General features: G+C 65.0%; 16 protein-coding genes and 1 pseudogene. 8 read left to right on the top strand and 9 right to left on the bottom strand.

Annotated elements, in window-relative coordinates; all coding sequences use genetic code 11:
- On the top strand, positions 1 to 269 hold a 269-nt coding region (locus VMS96_06310), incomplete at its 5' end, for a hypothetical protein (protein HVP43025.1).
- Here the strand turns inward: VMS96_06310 and VMS96_06305 are convergent.
- Positions 266 to 994 (bottom strand): TonB family protein, encoded by a 729-nt coding sequence (locus VMS96_06305; protein ID HVP43024.1) that lies wholly within the window; start codon positions 992 to 994, stop codon positions 266 to 268. The two genes, VMS96_06310 and VMS96_06305, sit on opposite strands and share 4 nt — an antisense overlap.
- A 124-nt stretch (positions 995 to 1118) precedes the next feature.
- The gene (nadB, locus tag VMS96_06300; protein HVP43023.1) at positions 1119 to 2705 is read right to left on the bottom strand and encodes an L-aspartate oxidase; all 1587 of its coding nucleotides are present in this window, start codon (positions 2703 to 2705) and stop codon (positions 1119 to 1121) included.
- A gap of 98 nt (positions 2706 to 2803) precedes the next feature.
- On the opposite strand from nadB, the gene aroB reads away from it, so the two are divergent.
- Both aroB and VMS96_06290 read left to right on the top strand, forming a co-directional pair.
- Positions 2804 to 3901, top strand: coding sequence for a 3-dehydroquinate synthase (aroB, locus tag VMS96_06295; protein HVP43022.1), 1098 nt, complete (start codon positions 2804 to 2806; stop codon positions 3899 to 3901).
- On the top strand, positions 3898 to 4650 hold the full coding sequence (locus VMS96_06290; GenBank protein ID HVP43021.1) for a ubiquinone/menaquinone biosynthesis methyltransferase: 753 nt from the start codon (positions 3898 to 3900) through the stop codon (positions 4648 to 4650). Before aroB ends, VMS96_06290 begins: the two co-directional genes overlap by 4 nt.
- Before the next feature lie 2 nt (positions 4651 to 4652).
- Here VMS96_06290 and VMS96_06285 read toward each other — a convergent pair whose 3' ends face one another.
- Together VMS96_06285 and VMS96_06280 are read right to left on the bottom strand one after the other, a co-directional pair.
- Positions 4653 to 5765 carry an NAD-dependent epimerase/dehydratase family protein gene (locus VMS96_06285; protein HVP43020.1) on the bottom strand — a complete coding sequence of 371 codons (1113 nt, stop codon included), beginning with the start codon at positions 5763 to 5765 and terminating at the stop codon, positions 4653 to 4655.
- A gap of 4 nt (positions 5766 to 5769) precedes the next feature.
- Positions 5770 to 6624, bottom strand: a complete 855-nt coding sequence (locus tag VMS96_06280; protein ID HVP43019.1) for a peptidyl-prolyl cis-trans isomerase — start codon at positions 6622 to 6624, stop codon at positions 5770 to 5772.
- Positions 6625 to 6884: 260 nt separating this feature from the next.
- Here VMS96_06280 and VMS96_06275 point away from each other — a divergent pair, with 260 nt between their 5' ends.
- The 4 genes and pseudogenes from VMS96_06275 to VMS96_06260 all read left to right on the top strand — a co-directional run bounded on the left by VMS96_06275 (position 6885) and on the right by VMS96_06260 (position 9964).
- Positions 6885 to 8321: a cation diffusion facilitator family transporter gene (locus VMS96_06275; GenBank protein ID HVP43018.1), complete on the top strand. Its 1437-nt coding sequence runs from the start codon at positions 6885 to 6887 to the stop codon at positions 8319 to 8321.
- Between the two features lie 9 nt (positions 8322 to 8330).
- Positions 8331 to 8735, top strand: coding sequence for an OsmC family protein (locus VMS96_06270; protein HVP43017.1), 405 nt, complete (start codon positions 8331 to 8333; stop codon positions 8733 to 8735).
- 91 nt (positions 8736 to 8826) lie between these two features.
- Positions 8827 to 9012: pseudogene (locus tag VMS96_06265) on the top strand (glutaredoxin domain-containing protein).
- Positions 9002 to 9964: a DMT family transporter gene (locus tag VMS96_06260; protein ID HVP43016.1), complete on the top strand. Its 963-nt coding sequence runs from the start codon at positions 9002 to 9004 to the stop codon at positions 9962 to 9964. The pseudogene VMS96_06265 and the gene VMS96_06260 overlap by 11 nt, the downstream one beginning before the upstream one ends.
- Here the strand turns inward: VMS96_06260 and VMS96_06255 are convergent.
- Genes VMS96_06255 through VMS96_06240 form a run of 4 tightly spaced genes read right to left on the bottom strand, consistent with a single transcriptional unit; the run spans position 9951 to position 13333 of the window.
- Positions 9951 to 10901: a bifunctional riboflavin kinase/FAD synthetase gene (locus tag VMS96_06255; GenBank protein ID HVP43015.1), complete on the bottom strand. Its 951-nt coding sequence runs from the start codon at positions 10899 to 10901 to the stop codon at positions 9951 to 9953. The two genes, VMS96_06260 and VMS96_06255, sit on opposite strands and share 14 nt — an antisense overlap.
- Positions 10902 to 10906: 5 nt before the next feature.
- Positions 10907 to 11677 (bottom strand): MBL fold metallo-hydrolase, encoded by a 771-nt coding sequence (locus VMS96_06250; GenBank protein HVP43014.1) that lies wholly within the window; start codon positions 11675 to 11677, stop codon positions 10907 to 10909.
- On the bottom strand, positions 11674 to 12228 hold the full coding sequence (locus VMS96_06245; protein ID HVP43013.1) for a DUF1844 domain-containing protein: 555 nt from the start codon (positions 12226 to 12228) through the stop codon (positions 11674 to 11676). The genes VMS96_06250 and VMS96_06245 overlap by 4 nt, the downstream gene beginning before the upstream one ends.
- Positions 12229 to 12277: 49 nt before the next feature.
- On the bottom strand, positions 12278 to 13333 hold the full coding sequence (locus VMS96_06240) for a hypothetical protein (protein HVP43012.1): 1056 nt from the start codon (positions 13331 to 13333) through the stop codon (positions 12278 to 12280).
- Between the two features lie 73 nt (positions 13334 to 13406).
- Here VMS96_06240 and VMS96_06235 point away from each other — a divergent pair, with 73 nt between their 5' ends.
- The gene (locus tag VMS96_06235; protein ID HVP43011.1) at positions 13407 to 14450 is read left to right on the top strand and encodes a 3-isopropylmalate dehydrogenase; all 1044 of its coding nucleotides are present in this window, start codon (positions 13407 to 13409) and stop codon (positions 14448 to 14450) included.
- A gap of 2 nt (positions 14451 to 14452) precedes the next feature.
- Here VMS96_06235 and VMS96_06230 read toward each other — a convergent pair whose 3' ends face one another.
- Positions 14453 to 14938, bottom strand: coding sequence for a tetratricopeptide repeat protein (locus tag VMS96_06230; protein ID HVP43010.1), 486 nt, complete (start codon positions 14936 to 14938; stop codon positions 14453 to 14455).
- Between the last annotated feature and the right edge of the window lie 33 nt (positions 14939 to 14971).

The following is a 14971-nucleotide window of genomic DNA, read 5'->3' as shown; positions in this document are numbered from 1 at the left end:
TCATCGTGTACACCTCGAATGTGTTCGCGGTCCTGGGGCTAAGGTCGCTTTATTTCGCCCTGGCCGGGATGATGGACCTCTTCCACTATCTTCACTACGGGCTGGCCGTCATCCTCATGTTCATCGGGGCCAAGATGCTGGTGTCGCACTATTACCCCGTGCCCATCCACGTGGCGCTGAGCGTGGTGGCGGGTGTGCTGGCCGTGTCCATTGCCGCCTCGCTGGTCTTTCCCAAGAAGCATGCCAACGATGCCGCCAGCGCCAGCTAGCGGTTGCGAGACAAGCGAAAACGCACCAGCACCTCGGTATCCACCTCGATGCCGCGGCCACTAAGCAGGAATGGCTGATATCGCCATTGGCGGACCGCCTCGACCGCCGCGGGCGCCAAGAAGGGATGCCCGCTCACGACCGTCAGCTTCTCGATCGTGCCGTCACGGCCGATCACGGCTCGAAGCACAACATCGCCCTCAATGCGAGCCTGGCGGGCAGGGATCGGGTACACCGGTTCCACACGACGGATCAGGTGCCCTTCAGTAACGCCGCCGCTCAGGGCCACGCGTTCGGTGCGGGGCGGGGGCGGTACTGACGTGTGCGGGGTGAGCATCGAGAGGATCGTGCTGTCCGGACCAGCCGGACCCGTCGAGTGCTCCACTCCCGGGGGACCGCCGATCGCCATCGTGCTGGGAGGGGTTGGATCCTGGATCGAGATCGCGTGCTTCGGCATACTCAACGGCACCACTAGCTTGCCATCGTGGAGCTGAGAGATCACCGGGCTGGCATGGCGGACCTTGGGCGCCTGGGGCGGCGCGGCCCGCGGCGGGGGCGCCGGCAGGGGTCCGAGCATCTGCATCCTCGGCAAGGCATCCGTGTACAGGAGTGGCAGCAGCACGAGTGCGCCGAGGATCATCGATTGCAGCACGGCGGACAAGGCAGTTGTCGCACCGCGCTTGGTTCTGAACCGGTTACCTGATTCCAGCAGGCTGTCGTCGAACATATGGGGCCTCCGCTGGAATGGACACCGCAGGCATTTGCGATTCACGTCAGTCAATCAAGATATTTTTCGCTGTCTGCGGGCACAAACGGCGGGGAAGCGGTGTCGCCAGGAACTTACGTGAAGTCTACTCGAAGCGGATCTTGTCGCCCTTGACCAGCGAGTGCTTGCGGAACTTGGCGTCGTTGTGGTCGGGATAGTCGAGGCGATAGTGGGCGCCGCGGCTCTCCTCGCGGGCCAGGGCGGAGCGCGCGATCAGCATGGCCGCCTGGTAGAGATTGTTAGCCTCGCAGTTGCGCCGGCTGGTGAGGGGAGGGAGGCGATCACGCCACTTCTCCAGTTGATGGATGGCCTGGCGGAGCTGCGAGCCATTGCGCACGATGCCGATCTCTTTCCAAGCCAGGTCCTGCACGCCGTGGATGATGTCGTCGGCGGCGGGGCCGTTCTGCGGGCCGGCAGAGTTGCTGGCTGCAGCCGGATGGTGCGCGCTGTTGTGCTTGTTGCCTGACTTCGGACGTTTCTCTTCGCACACGGCACGGCCGGCCCGGGCGCCGTACACCAGCCCTTCGAGCAGGGAATTGCTGGCCAGCCGGTTGGCTCCATGCACGCCGGTGCAGGCGCACTCCCCGGCGGCATAGAGCCCGGGCAGGCTGGTCTTGCCGTACAGGTCGGTGCGTACGCCGCCCATGGCGTAGTGCGCCGCCGGGCGCACCGGCATCAGGTCGGTCTCCATGTCGATGTTGTACTGCATGCAGGTGGCGTAGATGCGGGGGAAGCGCTCGCGCAGGTGCTTGCCCTCGAGATGGGTCATGTCGAGGAAGACGCAGGGATCGGGCGCCTTGGAGCGCTCCATCTCGTGGGCGATGGCGCGGGCGACGACGTCGCGCGGCGCCAGCTCCGCCAGCGGGTGGTACTTCGGCATGAAGCGCACCATCTCCTGGTTGCGCAGGACGGCGCCTTCCCCGCGCAAGGCCTCTGACAGCAGGAAGCGCGGCGCTTTCTTGAGGTACAGCGCCGTGGGATGGAACTGTACGAACTCCATGTCGCTGATCTCGGAGCCGGCGCGGAAGGCCATGGCCACGCCGTCGCCCGTAGCGACGCTTGGGTTGGTGGTCTCCTTGTAGACCTGCCCGATGCCGCCCGTGGCCAGCAGCACCGCCGCGGCGTGGACTTCCTTCACCTCGCCTTTTTCATTGATCAGCTCGACGCCGCCCACCCGGCCGTCGTGATGGCAGAGGTCCACCGCGAATTCAAACTCACAAAAGGAGATGTTCTTGAAGCTCTTGGCCTTGTGGTAGAGAGCGCGGCCGATCTCCCGTCCGGTGGAATCGCCGTGGGCGTGCAGCACGCGGGAGCGGCTGTGGGCGCCTTCGCGGGTGAAAGTCAGCTTGGTGCCGTGCCGGTCAAACTCCGTACCCCAATCGATCAGCTCCTGGATGCGCTCCGGCCCTTCCTCGACCAGGACTTTAGCGGCTTCCGCATGGCACAGGCCGTCACCGGCGTTGAGCGTGTCCTGGAGGTGCAGGCTGATCTCGTCTTCGTCGCTGAGTGCGACCGCGATGCCGCCCTGGGCGTACTGGGTCGCCGATTCCGTCAGCTCGTTCTTGGCCAGTACCAGGACGCGCCCGGCAGCGGCCAGCTCGATCGCGGCGCGCATGCCCGCGATGCCCGCGCCTACCACGATGAAGTCGGTCTCGGCTGGGACGGCCTTCATGGCGCGAAGATGATAACACCGACGCCGCAATCCATCGGCGCGCCGAGCTGCCGGACTTTCTCCCGCCACGACTCGGCCTTCGGCTATGATGAAACGCCGTGAGCGAAGTCACCATCGCCGTTCCTCCGCGTCCGTACGCGGCCCTGATCGAGTCGGGGTCATTGCGGCATGCGGGGGAGAAGCTGGTCGCGGTCATGGGCGGCAAGCGGCCGGTGTACGTCATCAGCAACGTCACCGTGCGCAAGCGTTGGGGTTCTACGCTCGCTAAGTCCATCGCCCAGGCCGGCTTGCGGTCCGATTTCGTCGTTATGGGCGATGGCGAGCGCCACAAGACCATGCGGACCGTCGAGGAGCTCTCCGGCAGGCTGGTGAAGGCCGGTGCCGACCGCGGTTCTATGATCGTGGCGTTCGGCGGTGGCGTGGTAGGAGATGTAGCCGGGTTCCTTGCCTCCATCTACATGCGTGGGGTCGATGTGGTGCAGGTACCCACCACCCTGGTCGCCCAGCTCGACTCCTCCATCGGAGGTAAGACCGGCGTCAACCTTCCGGCGGGGAAGAACCTGTTGGGCACCTTCCATCAGCCACGCGCGGTTTTGGTGGATCCCGGCCTGCTCTCCACGCTCCCTGAGCGGCAGTACCGCTCCGGACTGTGCGAGGCTTTGAAGTGCGGAGTCATCCGCAACCGGGACATCTTCGAATTCATGGAGCAGAAGCGCGACGCCATCCTGCAACGCGACGCCACCGCCCTGGAGTGGCTGATCACGGAGTGCATCCGGGTAAAAGCGGAGGTCGTGGCCGCTGACGAGCGCGAAGCCGGACTGCGCCGCATCCTGAATTTCGGCCACACCATCGGCCACGCCCTAGAAGCGGAGACGGCCTACAAGCGTTTCCTTCATGGAGAAGCGGTGGCCTGGGGCATGATCGCGGCCTCCATGATCGCCGCCGCCATGGAGAAGACGGACTCCGTCAGCGCCCAGCGGGTGATCTCCGCGGTGCTCGCCTACGGGCCCTTGCCGCGCGTCTCCACTCGGTCGCGCAATGTCCTGCGCCGCCTGAAGGCCGACAAGAAGACGGTGAACGGAGTCGTGCACTTCGTCCTCCCCACGGAGATCGGGAGGGTCGGAGTCGTTCCCGACGTGACGGAGCGCACGGTCCTGCAGGCGATGGAAGAAGTGCGCGACCTTTCGCAGGCGTGAAGACAACGGCGCAGAAACCGGAAGTCGTTGGCGCGCAGCCCGCGGGCTCGAGCGACGAACGGGCCGCCGCCGCGGCGGTGCGCGAGATGTTTTCCGCCATCGCGCCGCGCTACGACCTGCTGAACCACCTGCTCTCGATGAATGTCGATCGGCTGTGGTGGAGGCGCGCTGCCGGCACATTCCGCCATCTGCTGGAACGCCCCGGAGCCCGCGTGCTCGACCTCTGCTGCGGCACCGGGGACATGGGACTGGCGGTCCGTCGGCAGAGCGCGAAGCCCGAGATCGTGGGCGCCGATTTTGCCCATCCCATGCTGCGGTTCGCGTCGGCTAAGGTCGAAGGCAAGAGGTTCCGCCTGGTCGAAGGCGATGCCCTGCGGCTCCCTCTGCACGATCAGAGTTTCGATCTGGTGGTTTCGGCCTTCGGCTTCCGGAACCTGGCCAACTACGATGCAGGCCTGCGCGAGATCTATCGCGTGCTTCGGCCGGAAGGCGAGGCGGGGATCCTGGATTTTGGCGAGCCCAAGGGCGCGGTTGGCGCCGTGTACGCCTTCTACTTCCGAAAAGTGCTGCCGAAGATCGGGACGCTGATCTCGGGCGTGCGCGGACCCTATGCCTACTTGCCGGCCTCGGTCCGCCGTTTCCCGGAGCCTGAAGAGATGCTCGACCGCATGCGCGCCACTGGCTTCCGCGAAGTCTCGTGGACTCCCTACACCTTCGGCATCGCCGGGCTGTATCGGGGAAAGAAGTAGGCCTAGTCGCCCGCCGAGGAGCGCTGTCCCATCACGATGGGCTCACGCTTGCCGCCGGCCGGCGGTGGGGGCGCGAAGGAATCAGCCAGCGCATCCTGGACCGTGTACCGCATCACCTTCTCGTAGTCGGGGCCGAGGAAGTTCTGCAGCCGGGTGGTGTCCATGATGTAGCTGCCGATGAAGAAAGGCAGGGCCTCGGGCGGGACGCCGGAGATCCCCAGTTTCCACATCAGCCGCAGCACCGCCCGGCAGGCCGCCTGCCCCGGCACGCGGATCATCCTCGCCCTGGCGATGCGGACGCACTCCGCGAAGCGCAGGGCCGGGCCCCGGCCGGCAACGTTCAACACCGTCAGCTCCCCGGGCTTGTCCGTGCACTGCAGGATGTGGGCGATCAGGCGCGCGACGTCATCCACATGCACGAACTGCCACTTGGTCTCCAGGTAGCGCTGTCCGAAGGGGAGCACGATAGGCAGGCGCGTTCCGCGTTGCCGCAAGCGCGCTGCCAGCCCTCCCTTGCCGGTGGGCGTGCCGCGCAGCGCACCCACCAGGTAGTTCTGCATGGTGGCGCCGGTGAAGATGTGAGGGCGGAGGATGTAGGTCGCGCAATCCCCGAGGGTACCCGCACGGTCCTGGACCAACTGGTCGGCTTCGCGCTTGTGGATGGAGTAGGGGAGCGTGTGGCCGCCCAGGCGGTAGTCCTCGCTCACCGCCTTAGGGAAGTCGGAGCCGTAGGCGGAAACGCTGCTCGGATAGATGAGTTTCTTCACCGCGCCGCCGGTGCGGTTCACCACCGCGACGGCCTCCATCACCCGTGCCGTGCCCGCCACATTGATGCGCCACATCCGGTCCACATCAAGTACGTTGGTGCGGATTGGATCGATGACAAATGCCAGGTGCACGACCGACTGCGCCCCGGTCTCGCGCAACAGGGCCACCAGCTGCTGGCACGAGGGTTCTTCCCCCAGATCGACCGATTCGAAGCGCAATGGCAGGTCAGTCCTGGGTTCGGCCTTGTCCACGCCGATGACCCGCATGCCGGGCAATTCCCGCAGGAGCCGCAACCCCAGGTTGCCGGCGATCCCGGTGATTAAGACGGTCTGGCGAGCGTCACCCATCTGTCTATTTCGGCGGGGTTGAAGGTTGGCTCGGCGCCGCTTCCGGCGCTGTTGGCACTTTGAAATACTTTTCGTTGTAGGTTGCCTTCACCGAGCTGACGGTCCGCTGGATGGCGTCGCGCAGCTTCTGCTCTTCGAGTTGGCGCGCGATCTGGCCCTTCACCTGCTCTAGCGGCAGCAGCTGCTTGCTTTCGACCTTGTAGATGAAGTAGCCGGACGGCTCTTCCAGCAGGGGCGAGACCTTGCCGGACCCCAGTTCGAAGATCGCGCTTTCATGCGAGGGCGGAAGCTGCCCGCGGCGCCGCGCCCCCAGCGTAGACGTCGGCGCACTGCCTTTCGAAGCATCGGGGTTGGCGGCGGCGTCAGCCTCGGCCTGCAACTTGTCGAAATCCTCGCCCGCCACCGCCCGCGCCTGGATCTTCTCCGCCATCGCCTTGGCAGCGGCTTCATCCAACGGGGGTTTCTTCTCGCCACCGGTGGCCGGCTTGGGGATATAGATGCGTTTCAGCGTGACTTCGTCGTACGCCGGCTTGTTGTCCTGGTAGTACTTTTCGACCTCGGCATCGGGAGCCTTGGCGTACTTCTCCTGTAGATGGCGGCCATACGCACCCGCGAGCGCTTGCATCCGCATCAACCGGAGCTGTTCCCGGAATTCCGGGGACTTATCCAGGCCCGCGTGCTCCGCTTTTTCGGCAAATGTCAGCAGCTCCACGTATTTCTTTGCCACCTGCTGGCGTGCGTCGGGAGGCAGGTTGGGCCGGATGGCGGCCAGGATCCGCTCGAACTCACTCTTCGTGATCACCGTCTTGCAGTCGGCGCCCGGTTTGGATTGGGCGCAGAGGTTCTCGATGATGATCACCGGTTCGGCAGCGGCATCCGTTGCCCCCGAAACTGGGACAGGGGCCTTTGGCTTTTCGCTGTGAGTCGGGCTCTTGGGAGTTCCGGTCTGTGCGGCGGCGGCGCAGGCCAAGGTCGTGGCCAGTGCAAGAGTCTTAAGAAACTGCATCCTGTGTGTGCTCCAGCAGAGAGGCTTGCCGATCACTGATGCTATCACAACGAGGATGGCGGTCCTGCGACGAGCGCTTGGCGCGCAGCACCGGCCTGTGAATAATGGGCCGGATGGTCAGCCCGTCGGGTCAGCTCGCAGTGGAGGGCATGCGCGCCGAGAAGCGCGCGGTGGCGCTGAATTCCGTCCTGGCCGCTATCGGGATCACGCTGCTGAAGGTGGTCGTCGGCATCAGTACCGGCAGCCTGGGCATCCTCTCGGAAGCGGCCCATTCCGGGCTCGACTTGATCGCGGCCGTCATCACCTTTTTCTCCGTCCGGGTCTCCGACAAGCCCGCCGATGCGGACCACCAATACGGCCACGGGAAGGTCGAGAATTTTTCCGCCTTCATCGAGACCGGCCTGCTGCTGCTGACCTGCGTCTGGATCGTCTATGAGGCGATCAAGCGCCTGTTCTTCAAGCACGTGGAGATCGAGGCCAGCCTCGCCGCCTTTGCCGTGATGTTCGTATCCATCGGGCTCGATGCCTGGAGGTCGCGCGCGCTCCGCCGGGTGGCCCTGAAGTATGACAGCCAGGCCCTGCAAGCCGACGCCCTGCACTTCAGCACCGACATCTGGTCGAGTTCGGTAGTCATCCTCGGCCTGGTGCTGGTGGAACTCGGCCACCCCAACCGCCTAGACCTGCCGTGGCTGCGCGACGCCGACCCCATCGCGGCGCTCTTCGTGGCCGGGGTCGTGGTGTACGTGAGCTGGCGCCTGGCGCGGCAGACCATCGACGCCCTGCTCGACGCCGCTCCGTCGGGAGTCCGGACGAAGATGATCGAAGAGGTCGCAGGGCTCGACGGTGTGCTGGGGGTGGACCGCGCCCGCATTCGGCGCGCCGGCAACCGCTACTTCGCCGACCTCTCCATCGCCCTGCGCCGCAACCTCACCTTCCAGCGGTCGCAGCAGGTGGTGGACGCAGCCACCTCCGCGGTTCTGCGCATCCTCCCCGCCGCCGATGTGGTCGTCCATCCAATCGCGCGAGAAGTAAGGGGCGAGAACATCTTCGACCGCATCCGTGGAGTGGCGGCGCGCAACAACTTCAACGTCCACGATGTCAGCGTCCAGGACCTCGGCGGCCGTCTCCACGTGGAGCAGCACCTGGAACTGGATGAGCGCATGGCGCTGAAGGACGCCCACGATACGGTCACCCGCCTCGAAGCGGAGATCCGCGAGAGCGTTCCCGAGGTCTCGTCGATCCTGACCCACATCGAGAGCGAGCCCGCCACCATCGAGACTCCGGATGCGGTCATGGTGGATTCCGGCCTGGAGAACAAGCTGAAGACCATCGTGACCCAATTCCCGGAGATCCTTGACGCCCACGAGTTCACCTTCAAGAAGGTCGGCGAGCGCTTGTACCTTTCCTGCCACTGCACCATGCCGGACTCGCTGCCCCTGGCGCGCGTGCACGACGTCTCCACCGCGCTGGAGATCCGCTTCAAGCAGGCGGCGCCCGAGCTCTTCAAGGTACTCATCCACACCGAGCCCCTGACCGACAACCGCCGCTAGGAGAGAGACATGGTGGAAGCAAGCGCCATCTGGATGGACAACGAACGATTCACGGTCAAGGCCACGAGCGGCCACGCCGTCGTGGTGGATGCAGGGGCGGCCAAGACCGCCAACAGCCCCGTGGAGCTGGTCCTTGAAGGCCTGTGCTCCTGCACGGCCTCGGACGTGGTCACCATCCTGAGCAAGAAGCGCGAACCTTTTCGGGCGGTCGAGGTGCATGCCGAGGCGGAACGGGCAGACTCTCCTCCCAAGGTCTATACCCGGATCAAGCTGGTGTACCGGGTGCGGGGCAAGGTCAGCAGGAAAGCGGTCGAAGACGCCGTGCGCCTCTCCGAGGAGAAGTACTGCTCGGTCGCCGCCATGCTACAAAAGACCGCGCGCATCACGTATTCTGTGGTGCTGGACGAAAAATGATGCAGCTTTTTCCTATGCTCAGGAGTCTTATCGGCGAATGACCAACAAGCGGGTGATCGTTTTCAGCCAACCCGGCTGACCGCCGTGCTATACGGCCAAGGCCTACCTCTCGGAGAGAGGGATCCAATTCGAAGACAAAGACGTCAGCAGTGATTTCGGCGCGGTGCGCGAACTGGTGGAGACCTACGGGAGCCGGGCGACTCCCACTATCGTCATCGACGAACAGGTGCTGGTCGGGTTCGATCCTGAGCAGATCGACGAGGCCCTTGCCCGCTGAGCGACACCCGCTGCGCGGATACCTGGCGATCGCCGGAGCGGCGTTCTGCTGGGGGGGCGCCGCCACCCTCGGCAAGCTGGTATTCACCGGCCGCCTGCTCGGTGGCGCAGTGAGTCCGATCAACCCCTTGATCCTGGCCCAGACCCGCACTACGTTCTCTCTCCTGGTCCTCGCACCCCTGCTGCTGATGCTGCGGGGAAGATCGGGGCTTTCTCTGCCGCGAGCGGATGTGGCGCTATGCTTCATCGTCGGCGTGGTGGGCGTCGCCGCCTCGAATTTCCTTTATTACTTCGCCATCGAGAAGACCACGGTCGCCACCGCCATCATCCTGCAGTACACCGCACCGGTGTGGGTGCTGCTGTACCTGGTGGCGCGGCGACAGCAGCGGGCGACCTTGCCACGCGTGCTGTCGGTCGCGGCGGCGGTCGCGGGCTGTGCGCTGGCCATCGGGGTGATCGGCGGGCAGGCCCGCCTGAGACTGAATACGCTCGGCGTCCTCGCCGCCGAGGGAGCGGCCCTGTCGTTCGCTTTCTACAACGTCTTCGGACACGGGCTGGTCGCGCGTTTCGACCGCTGGCGCGTTCTCACCTACGTACTTCTTGGCGCCGTCTTGTTCTGGCTGGTCGTCAACCCCCCGTGGAAGATCGCGGCGGCCCACTACTCCGGCGCGCAGTGGGCGTTCCTGTTCGTCTTCGCCTGCGTCTCCGTGCTGCTCCCGTTCTCGTTGTATTTTGCCGGGCTGCAGTATCTCGACGCGACTCGCGCCATTGTCACCAGCTGTCTGGAGCCGGTCTTTGCCATCCTGTTCGCGGCGACCTTCGTTGCCGAGCGGCTCTTGCCGTGGCAGATATTCGGGGTCGTGCTGGTGGTGGTAGCGACGGTGATCGTGCAACTGCCGGAGCGGCGAGGCGAGGCTCCCGCCACCGATCCCACACTGGCTATGGGCGAGTGAGCGGCGGCAGCAGGTTGAAGTAACGCCGCGCTGTCTTCACGTCCCTGGCGATTTGCGCCCGCAGATCGTCCACCGAGGGAAATCTCATCTCGTCGCGCAGGCGCTTCAGGAACCAAAGCTCCACCTTGGTCTCCGCGGTCAGCGCGATGGGATGAAAATTCAGCAGATGGGTCTCGATGGCGAACGATTCGGCGCCGAAGGTCGGGCGTGTGCCGACGTTGGTCACGGAATCGAAGCATTCGCCGTTCACTTGGGTGCGAGTGACGTACACCCCGTCCTTGGGGACCAGCTCGTCGTAGCGCGTGAGGTTGATGGTGGGGACGGTGTACTTGTGGCCATAGCCACGGCCGCGCCCCGGCGCGCTCACTAGGCTGAATACCCATCCCAGCAGATGCCGCGCCTGGCCGACGTTGCCGTCGCGCAGGAGCTCGCGGATCCGGCTGCTGGAGACCTTGTCGCCCCGCACCTTCATGTAGGGATAAGCCTTCACTTCGAATCCGGCTTCGCGACCGTATTCCTTGAGGCGCGTGGTGTCGCCGGCGGCACGATGCCCGAAGTGGAAGTTCTCGCCTTCGTGCACTTCACGCGCGTGCAGGCGCTTGCCCAGGACCTGGTGGGCAAAGTCCTGCGCGCTGGTGAGCGAGAGGTCGCGAGTGAAGGGAAGCACCAGCGTGGCATCGACTCCGGTCGCGGCCAGGAGCTCCAGCTTGCGCGGCAGCGGCGTGATCAGCTTGGGGGCGACGTCAGGCCGCAGGATGCGCGTGGGATGAGGGTCGAAGGTCACCACCATCGAGCGGCCGCCGATCTCTCGCGCCCGCTTCACCACCTCGCCCAGCACGTAATGATGCGCGCGGTGGACGCCGTCGAAATTGCCCACACTGAGCACGGTTGGCCCGAAATCAGCGGGGACTCCCTCGAGATGGTGGAAGATCTGCATCGCGCTCAGATCTCGAACTCCAGCTTCAGGCCGTCGTAGGAGAGACGGATGTGCGGCGGCAAGCCGGCATTGGTCTCCGCGTGCCCCAGGTCGTGGGAGATGTGGGTAAAGAACGCGCGGCGGGGCTTGATCTGCTCCACCAGCTTGACCGAGTTCTCCAGGGTGGAGTGCGTTGGGTGCGGCCGCTTGCGCAGGGCATCGAGGAACAGGATGTCGAGGCCCTGCAATTGCGCGATCGATTCCGGCGGCACGTCGCTGTGGTCGGTCAGGTACGCAGCCGCCCCGAAGCGGTAACCGTAGATCACGGCGTCGCCGTGCAGCACTTTGATGGGGAGGAAGGTCGCGCCGAACAGTTCCAGCGGTCCTTCGAACTCCTTCAATTCCACCTGCGCCAGGCCACCGTACTTGTAGTCGCCGTCGAAGATGTAGCGAAACATGCGGCGGATGATCTCCGCGGTCTCGGGGGTCGCATACAGCGGGATGTTCTGGTCGCGCCAGAAGGTGAGAGGACGCAGGTCATCGAGGCCCAGGATGTGGTCGGCGTGACCGTGCGTGTAAACGACCGCGTCGAGATGCCGGATGCGCTGGCGGATGGCTTGCTCGCGGAAATCGGGCGTGGTGTCGATCAGGACCGCATGCCCCTGGTATTCCACCATGATCGAGGGCCGGGTACGCTGGTCGTGCGGATCGGCGGAATTGCACACCGCACACTGGCAGCCGATGGTGGGTACACCCATCGACGTCCCGCTGCCCAGCACCGTCAGGGTGGCTCTCATTTCTTCTCCGGGGGCGACTCGGCGCGGCCCTGCTGCGCGATCAGGTTGGTGATCTGCACGTAGGCCATGCGCAGATCGAAGAGGCAGCTCTGGAGCAGGTTCTCTTCCGCCGGGGCGAGATTGCCCTTGGTCTTGTCGGCGATGACCGCCAGCATGTCGATGGTCTGGCGCGCGCCAATGATGTCCACCATGGCCTTCCCGCCCTCATCCTGCATCCCGCCCAGCGCCATGGCGCCGCTCATGTAGAGCGAGCTGACCAGGCGCTCGAAGTTCATCTCGTACTCCTGGGGCGCGCGGCCGCTCACCGGCGAGGGAGCGAACTGCTTGCGTGATTCCTCGTACGCGTCCTTGCCTGCCTGCCGCTCCTCCGCGGTGGGCGGTGGCGGGACGTCGGCGTGCTCCTTGCTCGCAGGCTCTGGTGAAGGAGGCGGAGCCTCGGCCGCGGGCGGGACCATCCGTTCCTCCGGCGTGGCCTCGTCGCGGCGTTCGCCTTCGGAGGTGAACTTGCGTTTGTCGGTGACGGTGAACTCGGACTTCTTTTCTTCGGCCATAGCAGAACTCTTCCAGTAGGGACGCCATTCATGGCGTCTCTACCACGACTCAGCTCTTGAGCACTGGTTCGAGAGCAAACGGTAATTCCGCAATGCGAGCCTTCGATTCGGACGCCGTCAAAATCGCACCAGGCGCGGCGGCTTCGCGGCGAATGTAGCCGAGCGCGACGGTCCGGTCGCCGGGCAGAGTGGTGACACTGGTCAATTCACCGACGTCCTTGCCGCCGGCCTGGAGCTTGGTCCCGGCCGCTGGCGGCGGGCCCTTGATCTCGAAGCCACTGAACTGGCGGTGCACGGCGCCGCGCGAACGGATGCGTTCTACAATCTCTTGCCCGACGTAGCAGCCTTTGGCGAAGTTCAGGGCGCGCATCTGCCCGGTCTCCTGGGGCAGGTCGCGCTCGCGGATGTCCTGGCCATAGCGCGGAATCCCGTGGGCGATGCGCCATAGCTCAAGGGCCTCAGTGCCGACCGGGGCCGCTCCCGCGGCGAGCAGCGCGTCCCAAAGCTTGGCCGCATTTGCGCAGGCGAGCCAGAGCTCGAATCCGCCTTGCTCGGCGGCGACGAGCGTGATTCCGACACTGTTCCAGGTTGCGTCCCGCATCTGGAGTGGCTCCAGGCTGGGAGGCTCGATCCCAGCTGCCGACAACACACTCTGTGCCTTGGGGCCCAGCAGCCCGATCGCCGTCAGTTTGTCGCTGGCGTCGGCGATCTCGACGTCATCCATGATGATGAAATGCTCCAGTGCTTGCCGCAGTTTGGCCGCCTGCGCCGCGTCGGTGTCGAGCAGGATGTAATCCCCGCGGTTGTACAGGTACATGTCGCCGAGGATGTGCCCCTGGGCATTGAGCAGGAAGCTGTAGTTGCCGTGCCCGACGCCAAGGTCGCGGATGTTGTTGGTGACCATGCCGTTCAGCCACTTCTGGCGGTCGCTGCGGGTGATCAGGAGCTTGGCGCGCCAGCCGAGATCGAAGACCCCGCAACCGGAGCGCAGGGCAGCGAACTCTTTCACCGCATCTGAAAAGGCGGCGGCGGTCTCCGCCCCGCGGTAGTCCGCGATGCGGGCTCCGGCGGACTTGAGCTTCTCGGTGAGAACTGTGATCGCCATCCGAACCATCGATTATAGCCAAGGTGTCGCAACCCCGTCGCAGCGCAGAGACGGGCTGGTATAGTCTCTCTCCGTGAAAGGCTCCAAGAAGATCGCAGTCGTGCCCGGCGACGGCATCGGCAAAGAAGTCATCGCCGAGGCGCTCAAGGTGCTGCGGGCTGCCAAAGCCCCGCTCGAGTTCAAGGAGTTCGACTGGGGCGCCGACCGCTACCTGAGGGACGGCACCACCATCCCGGCGGACGGATTCACCATGCTGGCCCGCGACTTCGACGCCATCCTGGTGGGCGCGCTGGGAGACCCGCGCGTACCTTCTAACATCCACGCCAAAGAGATCCTGCTGGGCATGCGCTTCAGGATGGACCTGTACGCCAACGTCCGTCCGGTGAAGCTGCTGGACGAATCGCTCTGCCCGCTGAAGAACGTGAAGCCGGAGGACGTCGATTTCGTTGTCATCCGCGAGAACACGGAGGGACCGTACGTAGACGCGGGCGGCGTGCTGAAGCCGGGAACCGCGGACGAGGTGGCCACCCAGGAGGACTTCAACACGCGCAAGGCAGTGGAGCGCATCATCCGCTACGCATTCGAGTACGCCCGCAAACACGGCCGCAAGCGCGTGCTGATGACCGACAAGTCCAACGTCATGAGCTTCGCCGGCGGGCTCTGGCAGCGCACCTTCAGGGAGGTCGCCCAGGAATACTCCGCTATCGAGGCCCAGCACATGTATGTGGACGCGCTCTGCATGCACATGGTGCGCGACCCCAAACAGTTCGACGTCATCGTCACCAACAATATGTTCGGCGACATCATCACCGATCTGGCGGCGGGGCTGCAGGGCGGGCTGGGCATGGCGGCCAGCGGGAACATCCATCCCGGGCGCACCTCGATGTTCGAACCGGTACACGGCTCGGCGCCGCCTTTCGCCGGCAAGAACATCGCGAATCCCATCGGAGCCATCCTGACCGCGGCACTCATGCTGGCGCATCTGGGGATGGCGAAAGAGGCGGAGCGCATCAATCGGGCAGTGCTGGCGGCGGTACGCGCAAAGAAGACAACGCAGGACATCGGGGGCAAACTAGGGACGCGGGAAGCGGGGGACTGGATCGCAGGGAAGGTCTGACGTCAGTTGAACCGGGCTTGGAGACGCTGCAGGGCGACCCGGGCCTCGGTGTAGTGGGGGTTGAGGAAATAGGCACGGGCGTAGCATTCCTTCGCCCGCTTCCACTCTTGTTTCCTCTCGTACACCCGGCCCAGGTTGAGGTGGGGATAGCAGCGAGCTTCGTAGCGGGCGGCGTGTATCGCTTTCTGGAACCAGGGAATGGCCTCGTCCCACTTGTCCTGCTCGATCAGATAAGCGCCGATGTCGTTGTAGGGATTGCCCAGGCTCGGGTCCAGGTTGATGGCCAGCTTGCATTCGTCGATGGCACGGTCGAGATCGCCCAGGAACGAGTAGGTCCAGCCGCGGAAGGTGTAGGCCTCGGCGGTGGGGAAGGACTCGATGGAGCGGGTGTAGTAGGCGATGGCCTCGTGGTAGTCGCCCCGCATCTGACATTCGTAGGCCAGTTGGAAATATTCCCTGGCCAGTCTGCGTGTATCCCGTTCGCTCATTGACTGCCGCGAAGAGCGGCGCAACGCCGCCGG

The organism is Terriglobales bacterium (assembly GCA_035543055.1).
Lineage (GTDB): Bacteria > Acidobacteriota > Terriglobia > Terriglobales > Acidobacteriaceae > JAIQFD01.
The sequence above is the reverse complement of the archived record's forward strand: the minus strand, read 5'-3'. Positions and strand labels throughout refer to the sequence as shown.